Raw genomic sequence first — 19,611 nt, forward strand, 5'->3', positions numbered from 1 at the left:
AGGTCCAAGGTGTAAGTGCAGTAATGTATTAAGCTAATGGATACTAAACTTTACATCTTGACTGGAAATATTGTTTGAGAGTCCTATCCCAATTCAATGAAATTGAATTGATGGAAGGACCTCGTCGAGAGTTTCCCAAGAGCGCAAAGCGCGATTGGTAAGAAACTTACGGACCAATAGTAAGTAAGAAAGTGACTTATGTTTGGAAAGTTTCACTCGGCGCTATTTAGAAAATAAAGGTCATTATATGGTGATGATTGCATAAGGGATACACCTGTTCCCATACCGAACACAGAAGTTAAGCCTTATAACGCCGATGGTACTGCTCGGGCAACCGTGTGGTAGAGTAGGACGTCGCCAAATAAACAAAGATCCACAGAAAAGTGGGTCTTTTTTAGTATAAAAATTAATTCTACACTAATCCTTAAACGAGAGGGTAGAGGTCGGGCAACCGTGTGGTAGAGTAGGACGTCGCCAAATAATCAAGACTCACATCAAAGTGGGTCTTTTTTAGTATAAAAATTAATTCTATACTAATCCTTAAAACGAGATAGTAGAGGTCAATCAACTCTGAAATGATAGTAGGAAATCGCCAAATAAATTAGGATTCACAGTGTTGTGAGTCCTTTTTTAGTGTTTAATAATCTTAAAATGAGATAGTAGAGGTCGGGCAACCGTGTGGACGAAAATCGCTTCTAACGAAGCTCTCCGCGCTCCAACGCTACTTTTCGGGATTAATATGCCAAATCAAGGCATATTAATCAGAGTAGGAATTCTGCCCGAGCGGCCTAGAGCGGCCAAACAAATTAGGATTCACATTACGTGAGTCCTTTTTTAGTATCTAATATTGAATTCAAGAATTGATTTTCTTAGTATCATTAAATTGCATGAAAAAAGACGATAGTATAAAGGTCTATCGTCTGATTTTCAGATTATTTTATTTCATTTTCTTCTATATCTTTTAAACTTGTACCTTTTTCAGTTTTCCAATGTGTTCTGCCATTTGCATTAGTCCCTAAGACAAAGGCGGCAGCATAGGATGGACTATTAAATAAGTAATTTTTATTTAGCCTACCATCTACAATTTCATTATTTCTAATGCATTTCTCCCTCAATTCTTTTATTGATTTTGGAATGGCAGTTGAATCTATAACCTCGATCATACTATCTTTTAGTACAACAAATCCTTCATCTGTTCTTTTACATTTAGCTTCTATTTGTCTACTTGACTTACCACTTTTTCTTGAAAGATATAGGAATAACTCTTTTTCATCATTATTATTTTCATCTTTTTCTTTTGATAATTTATCAACTATGGGAACAAATATTTTATAGCCGAGGACCCCAAGAACCATTTTAGAATATTCTATGAAATCTTCCAATTCTGATTCTTTTTCTTCTGTTACATTTCCAGGGTTTGGATCATTTCCATTTCTTACTTTATACCTATCTACATCTATAGCCATGTTTGTGAACTTATTCTCTAGGTAAGAGATTTCAGTTGGACCAAATGAGTTATTTTGTGTGGTTAACATAACTGCTTCAGTAAAATAAAATTCATTTTTTAGATGTTCACTTACTCTAAATAAAACGCCCTCACCATTTTTTCTTATCCCAGCTTGACCTATATATACCTCATCATTCCCGTCGTCATTCTTGCCAAATAAAAAATAAACTCCACTTTGTTTTAAATCTTGCCTATCTTTGCATTTTTCAAGGTAAGGTCTTGGAACCTTATAGGCTAAGCCTGTCCAATTCGATAAGGTACACTTTATTCTACCCGTAACTTCTCCATCCATTAAAAAAATATTGAAATTTTTGCTGTTTTTCATCATAGCACTCCAAATATTATATATTAACTATATTATACTGGTTAATATTTTATTTATTATTATTTTAATGTAGACATTATTATTAAATCTATTTTAAAGTGTTGAATTTTACAGAATTGGAGAAAATCTTTAAAAAATATTGAAAAAATCTTATTTTAATGTTTAAAACCACATTATCAGGGTATAATAGTAATAAGAAAAATTAAATAGTTTTCTTACCCACTGGCACAGGGATTAAGAAAATTGAATATTATTTATAGATTTATTTGATTTTGATGCTTTTATGGACTGCTGGTGATTTATAAGTTTCTAGTATATCTACTTTGCTTATGAATTTATAGAAAAAGTGGTGGAAGATAAGTGTAAAAGATGAGCCATCTGACGTTTTTCTATATGATTTGAACTAAAAGTTTTGAGAAAGAAAATAATTTTGTAAAGTATTTTGTAAGCCTGTTGCTAATAGAAAAGAAGATTTCACATATAGTAAGGAAGTTTCATGAAGCTTAGGGCTTCGCATATAGAAAGGAAATAAGCGTGATTGAACCTAAATCAGTACGCTGTGCCGGTGGGGAAAAATAATCGACTTTGAAGTGTAAAGAAATTTCAGAGTCGATTTTTTGTTTTTAATTTTTATATAATTATTGAAATTAAGATTGAAGCTGGATTATTAGGTTGAATAATTTTTGATCATACTTATACCAATAAGTTCATTAGAATTAGTGAATTTGTTGGTTTTTTTATTTGGGTATTTCCATAAGTTTACAGGGGAAAATTCATGTAAAATTTATAAATTCCTTATTGCAAATGATAAGCATTTGATGTAAAATAATATTTATTGCAAATGGTTTGCATATTAGGAGGAAGAATATGGTTAAAAAATTCAGAAATTTATTTGTTATTCTTATCCTTGCTATGGTTTGTTTAACATCCTGTGGTAAGGATAATCAAAATATTGAAAATAAGGAAGCTGTGGATAAAAATGTTGAGTCTAAGAAGACTATTTATGCAAGTTTTTATCCTGTTAGTGAACTTGTAAAGATGATTGCCGGAGATAAGTTTGAGGTGAAGACTATCATAAAAACTAGTGAAGAACCTCATTCTTTTGAGCTTACTAGTCAGGCTATGAAAGACCTTAATGGAGCTAATTTAATTGCTTATAATGGGGCTGGTATGGAGTCTTTTATAGATGATTTAAAGGATAATGTTAAGGATGATGATAAGTTTTTAGACTTGTCTGATGGGCTTACCTTGCTTGATTCATCGAAGGAAGGCTCAGATATGGCTTCTATTAATCCTCACACTTGGCTTTCTATTAAGAATGCTAAGGTCATGGTTGATAATATTTATAGGAAGCTTTCAGCCATTGATCCTGATAATGAAAAATATTATAAAGACAAGCTTGATGAGGCTCTTGCTAAGTTTGACGATCTTGATAAGAAGTTTACTGATGAGCTTGCAAAGGTTAAGGACAAGGAGAAATATTTTGTTGTTTCTCATGCCGCTTTTAATTATTTAGCAGATGATTATGGTCTTAAGCAAGTGGCTGTGACTGGTATTTCTCCAGAAGAGGAACCTTCAGCTAAAGACCTTAAGACTATTGCTGATTTCGTTAAGGAAAAAAATATCAAGACTATATTTTTTGAAGGCAAGGCAACTCCAAAGGTGGCTGAGACTTTGGCAAAAAATACAGGAACTAAGACCTCAACTCTCTATACAATGGAAAATCTCGATGACCATATGATAGAAAAGGGTTATTTTGGTCTTATGGAAGAAAATTTGAAGGCTTTGGTTGAATCTTTCAATGAATAGAGAGGTATTAAAGGTAGAAGGTCTTAGTTTTGCCTATGATAAGGAACTTATTCTTGATAATATTAGTTTTGAAATCAACCAAGGTGACTTTGTTGGCTTGGTTGGGGCAAATGGTGTTGGAAAGTCAACTCTCCTTAAACTTATTTTGGGCGATCTAAAGCCTAGGAATGGCCAAATAAAAATATTTGGCGATGACATAAGAAAAGATAGGCACTATAGAGACCTCGCTTATATTTCACAAAATGCAGTGGAATCTTATAGAAATTTCCCAACAAGTATTGAGGAATCAATTAAAATTCACCTTTCTTATCTTAAAAAGAAGACTGATCCAAAGGAAATAATGGAAAAACTTGGCTTATACGAACATCGAAAAAAATCTTTAAGCGAATTGTCGGGTGGACAAATTCAAAGATTTGCAATAAGCCTAGCTCTAATTAAAGATGCAAGTCTTATCCTGCTTGATGAGCCAACTACAGGTATAGATGAAAATTTTTCTAAGGATTTTTTTGAAAATCTCAAGGATTTAAAAGACGATGGGAAGACTATAATAATAATTACCCACCAGCTAGATATGGCAGGCCTATATGTAGATTACGCCTTGCGAATCAAGAAGGGGAAGATAGAAAGAATAAGCAAAGATAAGCTTAGTTTGTGAGGTAGTATGTTAGATATATTTGAATATGAATTTATGCAAAGGGCTTTTATTGTCGGAGGGCTTTTGGCTTTGATTCTGCCATGTATGGGCCAATTAGTCTTACTTAAAAGACTTTCGATGATAGGAGACACCCTCTCCCACTCATCTCTTGCTGGCCTTACTATAGGGCTTGCCTTTGGATTTAGCCCTATTCTCGCGGCCATTATTGCTTGTCTATTGGCAGGGCTTTCTATAGAAATAATTAGAAATAAATTGAAGTCTTATCAAGAAATTTCAACAGTTATTATTTTAGCAGCGTCAATTGGTCTTGCAGGGATTTTTTCATCTATGGTCAAAAATACTAATGCCATATCGTCGTATTTATTTGGTTCCATTGTGACAATATCTGATGAAGAATTTTATTTGGTTATAGGTGTCGCTGCACTTGTGCTTGTTGCTTATTCCATACTTTATAAAAAACTTTATTTAACAATTTTCGACCAGCAAGCAGCCAAGATCATGGGCATAAACACAAGGATAATCAATTTATTTATAACATTTTTAACAGCAATTGCTGTGTCTATTTCGGCTAAGACTATTGGTTCTTTGATAGTTTCGTCAATTTTGGTTATACCGAGCATATGTGCTATGCAATATACCAAAACATACAAGCAGACCTTGTTATTATCTATAGGGTTTTCGCTAACTTTTGTATTTTTAGGCTTAATAATATCTTATTACTTAGATTTAAAACCAGGCTCTGTAATTGTGCTGATATCTGTTTTATGGCTAATACTAAGCCTAATTATAAAGAAAAAATAAAGGGGAAATAATGAAAAATAAAAAAAATATAGGAAAAGTAGTCTTATTAGCTTGTGTTTTTTTAACAAGCCTAAGCTCCTGCTCCCTATTTAAAAATAATAAAGAAGAAAAACAAGTAAAACCAAGCCAGAAAGTAGCCTATGAGGCTAAAAAAACTAGTCTTAAAAAAGACACTACTACCGAAGTTTTGGTAGATTCTGAAATCAAAAAGGAAGACATAGTTAAAATAGTAAAACACGGTGATCACTGGCACGTATTTACCAAGGACGGCAGGGAAAAAATAACTTACTCTGACCCTAATCAGATTAAAGAAAATGGAAATTTTGATATGGTCAGTGTTGTAGGTAAAAATCAATTAAAAAACAAAAACGTGGTAGCTATCAAAAAACACGGTGACCACTACCATGTCTACCTTGCAGATGGGACAGAATACCTTACCTACGAAGACCCATCAGCCCTATTTCCAAATATAAAAATAGGGACTTATGTGGGAAGCCATGGACAAGAAAATAGAAGTAAGACTAAGGCACAAAAAGTAGCTGAAAATAAAAAAGTAAAAGAGAAACTCGAAAAAGAAGATGAAAGGGTTATAAAGATACTAAAACACGGTGACCACTATCATATTTATACATCAAAGGGCAACGAATTTGTAACCTACGAAGACCCAAGAAGCCTATATCCAAACGCATCTTATGGTATATATGAAGGTAGCCATGGTGATAGGAAAAATATGATAGCAAAAATCCTCAAGGAAGATAAGGAAAGGAAAGCTAAGAAAAAAGCAGCCGGAATAAAAGATGAGAGAGAAAACTCTGATAAACTTATAGAAGCTGATAAACTTGTAAAAGTGGAAGAAAATAAGAAAACTCACAATGTGGTAAGTATACTAAGGCATGGGGACCATTGGCATGTATACACATCTGACGGAAGGGAGTTCATTACTTATTCAGATCCATCATCAGATTATCCAGGTGTAAGTGTGGGTATTTATCACGGCAGCCATGGTGATCAAAAAGTAAAGCCAGAAAAAGAAAATGGCGGAAAAGTAGAGAATCAAAATCAAGAAAATTCAAGTGAAGACAGGCCAACAAATGCAGCGGAAGATAGGAAAACAAGGATAGGAAAGCTAAAGATTACAAATATTCTTGGCCAGGAAGAAGTCGACCCTTATGATATAGTGAAAATTTTAAAACATGAGGACCACTACCATATTTACGATTCAAAGGGTAGGGAAGGTGTGACTTATGAAAATCCTCAAGACCTATATCCAAACGCCAGCTTTGGCCAATATGAGGGAAGTCATTCAGACAAGGACCAAAATAAGAATAAGATCAATTGGCCAGAAGGAATTACAAAAATTATTGACCACGGCGACCACTGGCACCTCTATAAGGGCGATCAAGAAGTTGGAGTTGTCACAGAAAACCCAAAAAGTCATTACCCAGATGCTGAATATATTAATGAATCAAAAGATTATTCTCATGTAGAAGTAAATGATGGTGATTTGTTTAACTATGACAGTGTTGAAGGCAAGAAAATAGAAGGAATAGAAAGAGTCTTCGATGATAGGTTCAAACAAATGGAAAATTTTGGACAAATATCAGATGGAAAACCAGCCTTCGGCCCAGGAGGCCAATACAAGGGCGGTAAGGTATTTTATTGGCTTCATGGAGACCATTACCATTATCTAAGCATAGAAGACTTAGTAAAAATGGAAAAAGCTGGAGAATTAGGAGATTTTACAGCTAAAGATATTGTAGCCACATTAAAATACAAGATGGAGAATCCGGACGAAAAAATAGGCCAAGATTATGATGACGAAAAATCAGAAATTTTAAGATACAATATAGAGCAAATGTTGAAAAAAGAATATCCTGACGCCGACGTGCAAAATATAGGACTTAATTTTCATGTCTACGGACCTAGTCACCTCACTTTCCATATAAGCGATTTTGAGGACGTTGATGGAAAGATAGTCTATAAAAAAGACAAGCTTCCAGAAATGAAAAAAGAAGAAACTAGTGAAGAAAATCCAGACAAAAAGGAAGTCGAAAATCCTTCTAATGAAAATGCTGGAAAAAATAAAGCGGAAAATTCTTCAAAAGAAGATTTGAAAGCAAAAGAAGGGGAAAAAGATTCTAAAATCCAGGAAGAAAAGAAAGAGATAGATCCTGAAGAGAAAGAAGAAAATCTTAAAAAGGCTCAAGATGGATACTCAAGTAAGGAAGAAGCAGAAGAAGCAGCTCAAAAAGCCTTGGATAGTGACTTTGCAAATGACTCTTACGAAATCTTTCAAGGAGAAAATGGAAGGTGGTTTTTCAATTTAAAAGTAAGCTAAAATTGTAAGAGCGCTTAGTTAGAAGCTGAGCGCTTTTTAACTTATAAATTTAGCGAAATTTCATTATTTAAAGTATAATCCTTGCTAACAAAAATACTAGAGGTGACCTTATGGATATAAATTTTAAGAAACAAATAATGAACGATTATTCAATAAGTTCTGGAGAATTCAAGGATAGAAAGAATATTTTTACAGTAAATAAACCAGAAGAGTCATTTCTCTTTTATGACAAGGCGCCATTTTCTGCTATATGTGTAGGCGGAAAAGTCTTTATGAGATCTGAAGATTATGATTTGATAGATGAGCTTAGGGAAAATTTCAAAGATTATCCAGGAGCCTGGTTTGCTGAGGCGGCTAACATTAGAAAGCTTGATAAAATTTTGGGAGAATTTGGAATAGAAATCGACAATTTTTTTCCTTTGATGAGCTTTTGTGATAGGGAAGTTTTGGTCAAAGACTTTGAATTCACAAGGATAGAAAAGGAAGATATAAGCAAATTTAAAGGCAAGACAAAAATGGCCTTTGCTTTTGATGAGGATGATAGAATAGGACTTGGTTTTTATGATGGCAAAGAGCTCATAGCCCTTGCGGGAGCCTCTGTTTCTGGCAAATACCTTTGGGATATAGGCCTTGAGAAATTTTCTGAAAGTCCTAAATACCAAGGACTTGGATCCTCAATTTTAAGGAGCCTATCTTTAATAATAAGGGAAGAAAATGAGGGTATAAGCCCAATCACCGCTACTCAATTTTCCCACACAAGGTCTATAAATACCGCCATAAGGGCGGGATTTGAGATGAATCTTTGCATGACTGGTAGGAAAAAATAGGTCAATAATTGCTGGATTTGTCGTTGACAATAAACGCCTAAAGCGGTAATTTATAAGGGTAGGAAAAAGTAAATTTTTGGAATGTAGCCAAGCCGGTAAGGCACCAGATTCTGACTCTGGAGATCACAGGTTCGAATCCTGTCATTCCAGCCAGTGTAGTAAATCCGTGGATCATATCTACGGATTTTTTATTTTATAATTTTTATCTAACAAATATTTTCCCAAGAAAAAACCAACCCTCTTAAGGATTGGTTTCGTGTTTTTTCATTATAGTTCTTAGAAGTCTACCTTTTCTCCGTAGTAGGCTGCGTGGTAGATTTTTTTGATGTCTGCTGGGCTTGTTTCTCTTGGGTTTGTGAGTGTACAAGCGTCTTTGAAGGCATTTTCGCTCATCTTATCTAGAACTTCTAGGAAGTCTTTTTCTTCGATTATAGTATTTTTGCCGTCTTTGATATTTGCTGTGATGCCTACAGCTTGATTTAATTTTCTGATTTCTTCTGCTATGTCATCTACTCCTAGGATTTTTTCGATTTTTTCGTATTTATCGCAAGCTTTCCTGTTGTAGTCGATGATGTAAGGAAGCATGATTGCGTTAGCTTCTCCGTGGGTTAGGTGGAAGATGCCACCGATTTTATGTGCCATAGAGTGAACTATACCAAGGGAAGCATTTGTAAATGCCATACCTGCTATACAAGATGCAATGTGCATTTTTTCACGAGCTTCCATGTCGTCGCCGTTATCATAGGCTTTCTTTAGGTATCCGAAAACTAACTCAATAGCTCTAATTGCGTATGGGTCTGTGAAATCATCTGCTGCTGTTGATACAAAGGCTTCGACAGCGTGGGTCATTACGTCCATACCTGTTGCTGCTGTAATTTTTGGAGGCATGGTTGCTGGAATTCTCATGTCAAGAAGGGCTACTTCTGGAACAAAATCTGGGTGAACAAGTGGGTATTTGATTTCTTTTTCTGTATCAGTTATTACAGAGAAAGCGGTAATTTCACTTGCTGTACCAGATGTTGATGGGATACAAATCATCCTTGCCTTGTTTTTTAGTGGTGGGTTGTCAAAAGCAGCTAGTCTTTCAAAATCCCAATCTGGGTGCTCATAGAAAACCCACATGGCTTTTGCAGCGTCCATTGCAGAACCCCCACCGATTGCGATTATCCATTCAGGTTCAAATTCAGCCATCTTTGCACCGCCAGCTAGGCAGGTTTTAACAGATGGGTCTGGTTCTACACCGTCAATTATCAAAACTTCCATGCCTGCTTTTTCGAGTTGGTCTTTAGCTTCATCAAGGAAACCAAATCTTTTCATAGAAGAACCGCCAGTAACAAGGACAGCTTTTTTGCCCTTAAGGGTTGCTAAATAATCGAGTGCGTTTTCACCGTGAACTATGGTGTTTGGTACTGAAAATGTTGTATATGTCATAAAATCCTCCAAATCTATTTATCGTTAATTAAATAATTAACAATCTACTTTTAATATACCACTCCTCTTATGTTATGTAAAGGTTTACCCAAATATAAATATATATAGTATCCGTGAATTTTTGTTTGAAATTTATAGTATAATCAAATAATTAATACTAAAAATGGGAAAAAATTAATTTAAAAGTATAATTGACCATAGTACACTAATACATAAACTAATTAAAGGAGACACATATGGGCTTATCATTAGCTTACAAAATATTAAAAAATCACTTATTAAAAGGAGAACTCAAGACTGGAGAAGAGATTGCCATAAAAATCGACCAGACCTTGACCCAGGATTCTACAGGGACTATGGCCTATCTCCAGCTTGAGGCAATGGATATAAAAGATGTGGCGACAGAAAATTCTGTGGCTTATATCGACCATAACATTTTGCAGGCAGGTTTTGAAAATGCTGACGACCACGAATTTATAAAGTCAGCTGCTAACAAGTTTGGTATCACATTTTCAAAGGCTGGTGGCGGAATTTGCCACCAAGTTAACCTCGAACAATTCGCTAAACCTGGCGACACACTCCTAGGTTCTGACTCCCATACTCCTACAGGTGGCGGTATGGGCGAACTTGCAATAGGGGCAGGTGGTCTTGAAGTGGCTGTTGCTATGGCCAAGGGTTTTTATTTTGTAAAAGTCCCAAAAATTTTTAGGGTAAATCTCATAAATTCCTTAAATCCAGCTGCCAACGCCAAGGATGTCATCCTTTATATTCTTGGAAAACTCACCGTAAAGGGCGGCACAGGCTATATAATGGAATATACAGGAGAAGGTATCAAGTCCCTTTCTGTGACAGATAGGGCTACAATTTGCAATATGGGGGCTGAGCTTGGAGCGACCACTTCGATTTTCCCATCAGATGAAAATACAAAATCCTACCTAAAAAGCCAGGGAAGGGAAGAAGAATATGTGGAACTAGCGGCCGATCCTGACGCTTTTTATGATGATACAATAGAAGTTGACTTGGCAGAAATAAAGCCAGCTGTGGCCAAACCACATTTTCCTGACCAATATTCAGAGGTCAAAGATCTTGGCAAGATAAAACTAGATCAGGTTGCCATAGGATCTTGTACAAATTCTTCCTATATGGATTTGATGAAGGTGGCAGCGATCCTTGACGGCAGGAAGGTCCACCCAGACGTGTCCCTTGTTATTTCACCAGGATCTGCAACAATATTAGAAAAAATTTCAGAAAACGGAGCCCTTGCGACAATGATTAAGGCGGGGGCAAGGGTCCTTGAATCTGGCTGTGGACCATGTATTGGTATGGGACAGGCACCAAGGTCTGGAGGTGTTTCCCTAAGAAGTTTTAACAGGAATTTTAAGGGTAGGTCAGGCACCATGGATGCTGAAATTTATCTTGCAAGCCCAGAAACTTGTGCGGCAAGTGCTGTCCTAGGCTACATTGCAGATCCAAGTGACCTTGACTACAAGGAAGATTTTGATAAAAATGTAAGCTTTAATCACACAGACGCATATTTTATAAGGCCTGAAAAAGACTTATCAAAGAGAATCAAGGAAACTATCAAAGGCAAGAATATCAAGCCTTTCCCGAAGGCAGAAAAGACCACTGATATAGATAAAAAAGTAATTTATAAAGCGGGTGACGGTATAACTACCGACGATATTTGTCCATCAAATGCTCATCTTTTGCCATTTAGGTCAAATATCGAATACTTATCAAACTTTGCTTTCACAACAAAAATCGACGATTTTAAGGACAGGTGCCAGGAAAATGGCGGAGGAATAATTGTCGCAGGCGAAAACTACGGCCAAGGTTCATCCAGAGAACACGCCGCCCTCCTTCCTTTATTCTTAGGAATCAAGGCTGTCGTGGCCAAATCTTTTGCGAGGATTCACAGGTCAAACCTCATAAATAACGCAATCTTGCCCCTAGTTTTTGAAAATGAAAGTGATTACGAAAAAATTTCCGAATTTGACGATATAAAAATTTCTAATATGGAAAAATCAATCGAAACCGGGGAATTTATCCTAGAAGATCTTACAAAAAATATAAAAATAAAATTAAAGGGAGATTTTTCTGACAGGGAAAAGGAAATTCTCCTTGAAGGCGGATATTTAAACTACGCTAAGAACCTAGATTTGGAGGGAAAATGAAAATTACACTTATAAGGGGCGATGGAATTGGGCCAGAAATCACAGCTGCCATGGAAAAAGTTGTTGCGGCCCTTGGGATCGACCTTGAATTTGAGGAAATAAATGCAGGACTTTCAGTATTTGAAGAAGAAGGGGTCTACATTCCCCAAAGGCTTTTCGATTCTATAAATAAAAACAAAATCGCCATCAAGGGCCCGATTACAACTCCGATTGGCCATGGTTTTAGGTCTATAAATGTGGAACTCAGAAAGAAATTTGACCTTTTTGCTAACATCAGGCCAATCAAGGCTCCAGGCCCTCTTGAATTAAAATTTGACGGTGTGGACATGGTAATCTTTAGGGAAAACACCGAAGACCTCTACGCTGGCATCGAAGAGCAAATTTCTCCTGCCGAAGCCCATTCTATCAAGGTTATCACCAGGGAAAAATCTCAGAGAATTATTGAGAAAGCTTTTGAATTTGCTAGAGAAAAGGGCAGGAAAAAGGTGAGCATCATTACCAAGGCCAATATTATGAAGCTTTCTGACGGACTTTTCCTCGAAGTTGGTAGGGAAGTTGCCAAAAAATTCCCAGATATAGAATTTGAAGAGCTTTTGGTTGACAATACAGCCATGCAAATGGTAATGAATCCTGGCCGTTTTGATGTACTTGTGACAGAAAATCTTTACGGCGATATTTTATCAGATCTTGGCGCAGGTCTTGTTGGTGGGCTGGGTCTTATGCCTGGGGTAAACAAGGGGAAAGATATTGCAATTTACGAATCCATCCATGGTTCTGCTCCAGATATAGCGGGCAAAAATCTCGCCAATCCTATTGCCATGCTTTTGACCTTTTGCCTTCTCCTTGACGATATAAATGAAAAAGAAAATGCAGAAAAAATCAGAAGTGCCATCTACAAGACTCTGGCAGATAAGAAAAACTACACCAGAGACTTGGGCGGAGAAAACACCACCACCGGCATAACAGAGGCTATCATTAGCAATTTAGGAAATTAAAATGGATAAGAATTTAGAAGAAAAACTAAGGGCCTATGCTGGAGAAATCGAAAAGGCTACAAGGATTGATAAGGAAATTTACGAAAAATATTCAATTAAAAGGGGCCTTAGGAATAAAAACGGAACTGGAGTTTTGGTTGGAGTAACCAAGGTCGGTGACGTTTGCGGCTATCAAATCAATGAAGGGGAAAAAATCCCGGCGGCTGGTGAGCTTTACTACAGGGGTTATCCTTTGACAAGTTTGGTCCGCGACATAGAAGAAAGCGGCAGGCTTGGCTTTGAAGAGGTCATCTATCTTTTGCTTTTTGATAAACTTGCAAATGAAAACCAACTAACAAATTTTAAAAAAATCTTAGTCGAAAATCGAAATCTTCCTCCATATTTCATAGAAGATACCATCATGAAGGTGCCTGGAGCGGATATTATGAACAAGATGATGAGATCCATGCTGGCCCTTTATACCTATGACGAAAATCCTGACGGGACAGATTCCCAAAATGTCCTGGGCCAGGCCCTATCGCTAATTGCCAAGATGCCTTTGATTGCGATTTATTCCTACCAGGTAAAAATCCACAATTTTGATAAGAAATCGCTGATTATACACAATCCAGACCCAGAAAAATCTATAGCAGAAAATATCCTGGCCATGTTAAGGCCAGATCAAAAATATTCTAAAGAAGAAGCAGCCATTTTAGATTTGCTTTTAATAATCCACGCTGAGCACGGTGGCGGAAACAATTCTGCCTTTGCAACCCACGTAGTATCATCATCGGGAACTGATTCTTATTCGGCCATGGCAGCAGGTCTTGCCTCCCTCAAAGGACCAAGACATGGTGGTGCTAACATTAAAGTGGGCAAGATGCTTGATAATATCAAAGGAAATGTCAAAAACAGGGAAGATAAGGAAGAGATAAAAGCATATCTTGAAAAGATTTTGGACAAAAAAGCCTTTGACGGCGAGGGTTTGATCTATGGCCTAGGTCACGCAGTCTACACACTTTCCGATCCGAGAGCGGTTTTGCTAAAAGAAAAGGCCAGAGATTTAGCAGAAATAAAGGGAAGACAAGCTGACTTTGCCTTTGTAGGAAATGTTGAAAAAATCGGCCAAGGCTTAATCCAAGAAAAATTCAACAGGGCCTACCCACCATGCGCCAACGTCGATTTGTATTCAGGTTTGGTTTATGATATGCTAGGAATCCCCCGTGAATTATTCCTACCAATCTTTGCCATAGCAAGGACAGTCGGCTGGTCAGCCCACAGACTAGAACAAATCACCGACAAAAAAATAATCAGACCTGCCTACAAGTCCTTAAGTGAGAGGAAAAAATACATAAATTTGGATCAAAGATAGGAATTAAGCCTGTCTTATGGCGTAGTTCTTTGTAATTAAAAAAGGCAAGGTGATAAGGGAGAAAAATTATAAGGATTTACTAGAAAATCAAGCTTTAAGATAAATATAGGCATTGATTTTACAAGGATTTTGGGCTGGGAGGAATATTTTTGTAATGTGAATTTGCCTACAGGTCTTTTTCTCTTAAGTCCATTTTTAAAACAAATAAAAAAGAGCGAAGTTCATCTTCGCTCTTTTTTGGCCTTTAAGTGGAGATAGTAACCACTTATTAGCCTTTCTCGGGAGGGTCTATTTTTTCTTGATTCTCTTTCTTGTATCAAGGGCTACTGTCAAGATTATTAGGATACCCTTGATTATGATTTGTACATAGGAGTTAAGGCCTATGTATAAAAGTCCGTAGTTAATTACTTGGAGGATTATTGATCCAAGTACGATTCCTGGGATGGTTCCTATACCGCCTGAGAAGGAAACACCGCCGATTAGACAGGCTTCGATGGCGTCTAGGTCGTAGGCATCACCTGTTGTTGATGTTACAGAACCTAGTCTTGGTCCTTCAAGGAAACCTGATAGGCCGTACATAATACCAGATATTAAGAAGACTATCATAATGGTCCTGGTTACGTTGATACCAGATACTTCGGCCGCTTCTGGGTTGCCGCCTACGGCGAACATATTTTTGCCGAGGACTGTTTTATTCCAGATAAACCACATAGCTACTGATGCTATGGCAGCGTAGATTATGAGGTATGGAAATTGGAGATTTGTGCCTGGTATATGAAAGCCCCCTCTTACGAGGTTGGCGTATCTTTCGTCAAAACCACCGATTGGTTGTGGTCCAAATGGGTTGGCTGCTATGAATAATTGGAGGATACCAAAGATTGCAAGCTGAACACCTAGGGATGATATAAAGGCGTGGAGTTTAAGATAGGCTACTCCAAAACCGTTTATAGCTCCGCAGATGGCGCCGATTGCTATTGCAGCCAAAAGTCCAACTATGATTGATGGATTTTGGATATTTGGGAAGAATTTTTGGGCAAAGCCAGGTGACTGCAAGAGAGCACCAGCTATAGCCGCAGTAAATCCTACTATCCTACCTGCTGAAAGGTCTGTACCTGCAAGGATTAATAGACCACCTGTACCAAGGGCTATAAAGAGCCTGGTTGAGGTTTGGGATAGGATGTTTAGAATGTTTTTCGGATTGGTTATAAAGGTCGGATCAACGATAATTATGCCGATAATTAGGGCGGCGATTATGATGATCAGAGCGTTGTTTAACATAAACTCTTTAAAATTAAAAGGTTTTTTATTTTCTGTTTTTTCCATTTTATCACCTATACATACTTAGCCTGTAAAGCCATTATCTTTTCTTGGGTCAAGTTTTCGTCGTTTTTCTCTATGCCAGCAAGTCTACCATTACTCATAACCATAATTCGGTTGCAGACCATTTGAAGTTCTGCCATTTCTGATGAGATAAAGATTACTGATTTGCCTTCCTTGGCCAAATCGCCTATTAGCTTATAGATTTCGTATTTGGCCCCAACATCTATACCACGGGTTGGCTCATCTAATAGGAGGACGTCTGGGTCAGTTAGAAGCCAGCGGCCAATGATTACCTTCTGTTGGTTGCCACCTGAAAGGTTCATAATCTTGGTTGATTGGCTTGGAGTTTTAACTTCCATTGACTCTATGACCTTGTCGGTGTCTTCCTTTAAGGCCTTATCGCTTACTATAGAATGTTTTGAATATTTTTTGATGTTGGCTATGGTTGCGTTTAGCCTGATTGCCGCATAAGGAAAGATGCCTGTGGCCCTTCTTTCTTCTGTAACAAGGGCAAAGCCGTTTTTGATAGCTTCGATTGGGTCCTTATTTTGGACTTCCTTGCCGTGAATGAAAATTTGACCAGATTCCTTCTGTCTTAGGCCAAAGATAGTTTCAACAAGTTCTGTTCTTCTAGATCCAACCAAGCCTGCCACGCCGAGGATTTCCCCTTTTTGAAGGGTGAAACTTATGTCTGTGACGGTTGGTTTATATTTGCCTGAAAGGTTTTTAACTTCGAGCATGACCTCATCTTGGATATATTCGTCAGTCTTTAGGCTTGTAGCGTCAATCTTTCTACCAACCATTAGTTTGATTATTTCGTCCTTGCTAAGTTCACTTGCTGGTTTACAATCGATGAATTTACCATCACGCATGACTGTTACAAAGTCAGAAATAGAAAGAATTTCTTCCATCTTGTGGGAGATGTAGATTATTCCTACGCCTTGTTTCCTAAGTTTGTTTATAATTTCAAATAATTTGTCAACTTCAGATTCTGTTAGAGAACTGGTTGGCTCGTCTAAAACTAGGATTTTGGCGTCATAGGAAACAGCTTTTGCTATTTCAATAAGCTGTCTTTCTGCAACTGAATACTTGCCGATTATCTTTTTTGGGTCAAAGTTTAGGCCAAGCCTGTCAAAGAGGTCTTGGGTTTCCTGGTTCATTTTTTTGTGGTCTATGATTCCGTATTTGTTTGGAAACCTGCCAAGCATGATATTTTCAGCGACAGATCTCATAGATACTTGGTTTAATTCTTGGTGAACCATGGCAACTCCACTATCTAGGGCGTCTTTTGGGTCCTTGTAGGAGACCTTTTTGCCGTCTATATAGATTTCACCAGAATCCGGAGTATATATGCCAAAGAGGCACTTCATGAGGGTAGATTTACCAGCACCATTTTCTCCCATCAAGGCATGGACGGTGCCTCTCTCTAGGGAGAAGTCTACCTCGTCTAGGGCCTTGACACCTGGGAAGGTTTTGGTAATTTTTCTCATTTCTAATAAATTACTCATATCTTCCTCTCTATAATAATTCAGAGGCAAGGAAAAAACCAATGCCTCTGAATAATAAACTACTATTTACCTGTGTAGATTTGATAATCAATTCTGATTGATTTTTTATCTGCTCCAAGCTTGTATTCTGTACCGTCAATAAAGTCGCCATTTCCTAGTTTGTTTTTCATAGTTACGATAAGAGCTTTTGCCATACCTTCAGCGTCTTGTTTTACAGTACCAGACATTGTTCCTTTGTCGATTTCTGCAACAGCAAGGTCTGTAGCATCTACACCTACAACTACCATGTTGTCTTCAGAAGAACCAGTGTTCATACCAACTGCTTGTAGGGCTGAGATAGCACCGATTGCCATACCGTCGTTGTTGGCGATAACTGCATCGATATTGTCTTGGTTAGTTTGTAGCCATGTATCCATAGCTGTTTTAGCCTTATCTGTATCCCATTTAGCATCTTGGAATGCAACTTCGTTTACTTTGATGCCGTTTTCTTCAAGAGTTTTTACAGAATATTCTGTTCTTGCTTGAGCTTCTGGGTTATCAAGACCACCGTTAAGCATTACATAGTCAAGAACTCCGTTGCCGTTTCTATCCATGTCGCCTTTTTTCCAAAGATCTGTTAGGATTTGACCTTGCATTTTACCAGCTTCTGGAGCATCTGTACCGATGAATAAGAATTCTTTTAGGTCTTCTTCTGTCATAGATTCAGTCATATCTCTGTTAAAGAATGCTGTTGGAATGCCGCTTGCTTTGATAGTTTCCATAGCTGTTGGAGCTGCAGAAATATCTACGATATTAAGAAGGATACCATCAACGCCTTGAGCTATAACGTTGTTAAGTTGGTCTGTTTGTGTACCTTGGTTGTTTTGTCCATCTTGGAAAACAAGTTCTATAGAGTCGTCTTCTGCGTCAAGTTTTTCTAGTTGTTGACGAACAGAAGCGATATAGGTATCAGAACCATTGTAAAGAAGTACGGCTATTTTCTTAACTTTACCGTCTGTTTTAGCTTCTTCTTTGCCTTCTTCAGCTTTTTCTTCTACTTTAGCTTCTTCCTTGCCTTCTTCAGCTGGTTTGTTTGAACCACAGCTAGTAATACCAAGTGATAAAGCCATCACCAATGCTAAGCTTGCAAATTTTCTAATATTCATAATTCCCTCCTGTGAATATTATAATAACGATTTCCTTATTCTAATATGATTGTTTTTAGGAATCGTCCCGATTTAGCAAAACGTTTTTTATTTGCTATCGTAATTTAAATATAACCTATTTCTAAATTTCTGTCAACACTTTCTGACAATAACAAACAGGATTTTTTTAGAAAATTAGGTAAAAATCAATGATAAAAAGATATATAAAATGCAGGACGAAGGGCTAGATTAAGGCAAATAATTAAGAAAACCAAAAGGGAACTCAAAAAATATTGTGGGATAAAATTTTATAAAAAAACTTTTTCCAGAAATCGAAAATAAGATATAAAAAATCTCTTAAATTCTTAATTTTTGGGTATTTATTATTTAAATAGAAATAAAAAAAGTTTTATTGACAAGAAAGTTATATGGGTATATACTTGAGCCAAACAAAAACGAACACAAAAGAACACAAGGAGGCAAGATGAGTAAAGAAATTTATTTAGGAGTAGATGGAGGAGGCACAAAAACAGCCTTTATCCTAGAAAAAGACGGAAAAACATTTCTCCACAAGGAAGGCACAATCCACTTAAGCCAAATATCTAGAGACGAGTTTAAAAAGAGAATTAAAAATGCTGTAGAAGTCCTTACAAAAGAAGCGGGGATCACAAATAAGGACATTGCTTACACTTTTGTATCAGTTCCAGGCTATGGCCAATATCCAGAAGACGAGGCCTTTATTGATGAGAGCCTAAGGGAAATTTTAGGGACAGGTAATTTCAAAGTCGGCAACGACTGCCTAAATGCTTGGGCAGGATCCTTAAATGCTAAACCAGGTATAAACTTAATCTTAGGCACAGGATCAATAGGCTTTGGACTTGATGATAAGGGCAATTCTCTAAGATGTGGTGGTTGGGGTCCACTAATAAGCGATGAATCAAGTGGATACTACCTCGGTCTTAGACTTATAAATTATTTCACCAAACAAAGTGACGGAAGAATCCCAAAAACCACGCTCTATGACCTAATCAAAGAAGAATTAAAAATCGACGATGATTTTGAAATAATACCAATGGCAGAAGGCATGACCAGGGATGAGCTAGCGGCAGTGAGCAAAATTTTAGGAAAACTCTTGGAAAACAAAGACGAGTGTGCCCTAGAATTAATAGACAAAGCTGGATACGAGGCAGCCTTAACCATAAATACCTTGGCAAAACAGCTAGACTTTGAAGGAAAAGTCCTAGCATCTTATTCAGGTGGAGTATTTAACCTGGGTCAAGCTTTGATAGGAAAAATCGAACAATATTTAGACCCAAACATTGAATTAGTAAAGCCTTTTGCAGACCCAACCCAAGGCGCTCTAATCCTTGCTAAGAAGTTTTCTAAAGAAAATTAGCAAATATTGCAATTAAGGTGTTGACAAAAAATTATAAGCTTGTATATTGA

At 37.0% G+C, this 19,611-nt stretch carries 14 protein-coding genes, 1 tRNA gene and 1 rRNA gene; 11 read left to right on the plus strand and 5 right to left on the minus strand.

The features are described 5' to 3' along the window. Positions 1 to 246 precede the first annotated feature (246 nt). Positions 247 to 363 (plus strand): 5S ribosomal RNA (rrf, locus tag AC1EJ5_RS04135). Between the two features lie 569 nt (positions 364 to 932). On the opposite strand, the gene AC1EJ5_RS04140 is transcribed toward rrf, so the two are convergent. Next, entirely contained in the window at positions 933 to 1,832 is a 900-nt protein-coding gene (locus AC1EJ5_RS04140) for a GIY-YIG nuclease family protein (RefSeq protein WP_479814726.1), read from the minus strand. An 867-nt stretch (positions 1,833 to 2,699) separates the two neighbouring features. Here AC1EJ5_RS04140 and AC1EJ5_RS04145 point away from each other — a divergent pair. The 6 genes from AC1EJ5_RS04145 (at position 2,700) to AC1EJ5_RS04170 (ending at position 8,415) form a co-directional block, all read left to right on the plus strand. Next, positions 2,700 to 3,641, plus strand: coding sequence for a metal ABC transporter substrate-binding protein (locus AC1EJ5_RS04145; protein ID WP_479814728.1), 942 nt, complete (start codon positions 2,700 to 2,702; stop codon positions 3,639 to 3,641). Further along, the gene (locus tag AC1EJ5_RS04150) at positions 3,634 to 4,296 is read left to right on the plus strand and encodes a metal ABC transporter ATP-binding protein (protein ID WP_479814730.1); all 663 of its coding nucleotides are present in this window, start codon (positions 3,634 to 3,636) and stop codon (positions 4,294 to 4,296) included. Before AC1EJ5_RS04145 ends, AC1EJ5_RS04150 begins: the two co-directional genes overlap by 8 nt. Positions 4,297 to 4,302: 6 nt before the next feature. Beyond that, positions 4,303 to 5,097, plus strand: coding sequence for a metal ABC transporter permease (locus AC1EJ5_RS04155; RefSeq protein WP_311486874.1), 795 nt, complete (start codon positions 4,303 to 4,305; stop codon positions 5,095 to 5,097). Between the two features lie 10 nt (positions 5,098 to 5,107). Beyond that, on the plus strand, positions 5,108 to 7,435 hold the full coding sequence (locus tag AC1EJ5_RS04160; protein WP_479814732.1) for a DUF5633 domain-containing protein: 2,328 nt from the start codon (positions 5,108 to 5,110) through the stop codon (positions 7,433 to 7,435). Positions 7,436 to 7,545: 110 nt separating this feature from the next. Next, positions 7,546 to 8,262 carry a hypothetical protein gene (locus AC1EJ5_RS04165; protein WP_479814734.1) on the plus strand — a complete coding sequence of 239 codons (717 nt, stop codon included), beginning with the start codon at positions 7,546 to 7,548 and terminating at the stop codon, positions 8,260 to 8,262. 77 nt (positions 8,263 to 8,339) lie between these two features. Then, positions 8,340 to 8,415: transfer RNA gene (locus tag AC1EJ5_RS04170), tRNA-Gln, on the plus strand. A 123-nt stretch (positions 8,416 to 8,538) separates the two neighbouring features. Here the strand turns inward: AC1EJ5_RS04170 and AC1EJ5_RS04175 are convergent. Next, positions 8,539 to 9,693 (minus strand): iron-containing alcohol dehydrogenase, encoded by a 1,155-nt coding sequence (locus AC1EJ5_RS04175; RefSeq protein WP_479814736.1) that lies wholly within the window; start codon positions 9,691 to 9,693, stop codon positions 8,539 to 8,541. Positions 9,694 to 9,929: 236 nt separating this feature from the next. Here AC1EJ5_RS04175 and AC1EJ5_RS04180 point away from each other — a divergent pair, with 236 nt between their 5' ends. Genes AC1EJ5_RS04180 through AC1EJ5_RS04190 form a run of 3 tightly spaced genes read left to right on the plus strand, consistent with a single transcriptional unit; the run spans position 9,930 to position 14,213 of the window. Further along, positions 9,930 to 11,867: an aconitate hydratase gene (locus AC1EJ5_RS04180; protein WP_479814738.1), complete on the plus strand. Its 1,938-nt coding sequence runs from the start codon at positions 9,930 to 9,932 to the stop codon at positions 11,865 to 11,867. Further along, positions 11,864 to 12,862 (plus strand): isocitrate/isopropylmalate dehydrogenase family protein, encoded by a 999-nt coding sequence (locus AC1EJ5_RS04185; RefSeq protein ID WP_479814740.1) that lies wholly within the window; start codon positions 11,864 to 11,866, stop codon positions 12,860 to 12,862. The genes AC1EJ5_RS04180 and AC1EJ5_RS04185 overlap by 4 nt, the downstream gene beginning before the upstream one ends. Before the next feature lies 1 nt (position 12,863). Continuing rightward, entirely contained in the window at positions 12,864 to 14,213 is a 1,350-nt protein-coding gene (locus AC1EJ5_RS04190; protein WP_479814742.1) for a citrate synthase, read from the plus strand. A 288-nt stretch (positions 14,214 to 14,501) separates the two neighbouring features. Here AC1EJ5_RS04190 and AC1EJ5_RS04195 read toward each other — a convergent pair whose 3' ends face one another. The 3 genes from AC1EJ5_RS04195 to AC1EJ5_RS04205 all read right to left on the minus strand — a co-directional run bounded on the left by AC1EJ5_RS04195 (position 14,502) and on the right by AC1EJ5_RS04205 (position 18,186). Continuing rightward, complete coding sequence (locus tag AC1EJ5_RS04195; RefSeq protein ID WP_479814744.1) at positions 14,502 to 15,536, minus strand: ABC transporter permease subunit; 1,035 nt, start codon at positions 15,534 to 15,536, stop codon at positions 14,502 to 14,504. An 8-nt stretch (positions 15,537 to 15,544) separates the two neighbouring features. Then, the gene (locus tag AC1EJ5_RS04200; RefSeq protein ID WP_479814746.1) at positions 15,545 to 17,041 is read right to left on the minus strand and encodes a sugar ABC transporter ATP-binding protein; all 1,497 of its coding nucleotides are present in this window, start codon (positions 17,039 to 17,041) and stop codon (positions 15,545 to 15,547) included. A gap of 62 nt (positions 17,042 to 17,103) precedes the next feature. Continuing rightward, a complete protein-coding gene (locus AC1EJ5_RS04205) occupies positions 17,104 to 18,186 on the minus strand; it encodes a galactose ABC transporter substrate-binding protein (protein ID WP_308748571.1) in 1,083 nt (360 codons plus the stop codon). Positions 18,187 to 18,649: 463 nt separating this feature from the next. Between AC1EJ5_RS04205 and AC1EJ5_RS04210 the strand changes: the two genes are divergently transcribed. Next, entirely contained in the window at positions 18,650 to 19,561 is a 912-nt protein-coding gene (locus tag AC1EJ5_RS04210) for an N-acetylglucosamine kinase (RefSeq protein ID WP_479814748.1), read from the plus strand. Positions 19,562 to 19,611 lie beyond the last annotated feature (50 nt).

Source organism: Anaerococcus sp. C0059F3 (genome assembly GCF_056590475.1).

Coding starts and splice junctions, on each gene's coding strand:
- AC1EJ5_RS04210 (WP_479814748.1), top strand. CDS start 18,650: ATGAGTAAAGAAATTTATTTAGGAGTAGATGGAGGAGGCACAAAAACA.
- AC1EJ5_RS04180 (WP_479814738.1), top strand. CDS start 9,930: ATGGGCTTATCATTAGCTTACAAAATATTAAAAAATCACTTATTAAAA.
- AC1EJ5_RS04200 (WP_479814746.1), bottom strand. CDS start 17,041: ATGAGTAATTTATTAGAAATGAGAAAAATTACCAAAACCTTCCCAGGT.
- AC1EJ5_RS04140 (WP_479814726.1), bottom strand. CDS start 1,832: ATGAAAAACAGCAAAAATTTCAATATTTTTTTAATGGATGGAGAAGTT.
- AC1EJ5_RS04145 (WP_479814728.1), top strand. CDS start 2,700: ATGGTTAAAAAATTCAGAAATTTATTTGTTATTCTTATCCTTGCTATG.
- AC1EJ5_RS04185 (WP_479814740.1), top strand. CDS start 11,864: ATGAAAATTACACTTATAAGGGGCGATGGAATTGGGCCAGAAATCACA.
- AC1EJ5_RS04165 (WP_479814734.1), top strand. CDS start 7,546: ATGGATATAAATTTTAAGAAACAAATAATGAACGATTATTCAATAAGT.
- AC1EJ5_RS04190 (WP_479814742.1), top strand. CDS start 12,864: ATGGATAAGAATTTAGAAGAAAAACTAAGGGCCTATGCTGGAGAAATC.
- AC1EJ5_RS04150 (WP_479814730.1), top strand. CDS start 3,634: ATGAATAGAGAGGTATTAAAGGTAGAAGGTCTTAGTTTTGCCTATGAT.
- AC1EJ5_RS04160 (WP_479814732.1), top strand. CDS start 5,108: ATGAAAAATAAAAAAAATATAGGAAAAGTAGTCTTATTAGCTTGTGTT.
- AC1EJ5_RS04155 (WP_311486874.1), top strand. CDS start 4,303: ATGTTAGATATATTTGAATATGAATTTATGCAAAGGGCTTTTATTGTC.
- AC1EJ5_RS04175 (WP_479814736.1), bottom strand. CDS start 9,693: ATGACATATACAACATTTTCAGTACCAAACACCATAGTTCACGGTGAA.
- AC1EJ5_RS04205 (WP_308748571.1), bottom strand. CDS start 18,186: ATGAATATTAGAAAATTTGCAAGCTTAGCATTGGTGATGGCTTTATCA.
- AC1EJ5_RS04195 (WP_479814744.1), bottom strand. CDS start 15,536: ATGGAAAAAACAGAAAATAAAAAACCTTTTAATTTTAAAGAGTTTATG.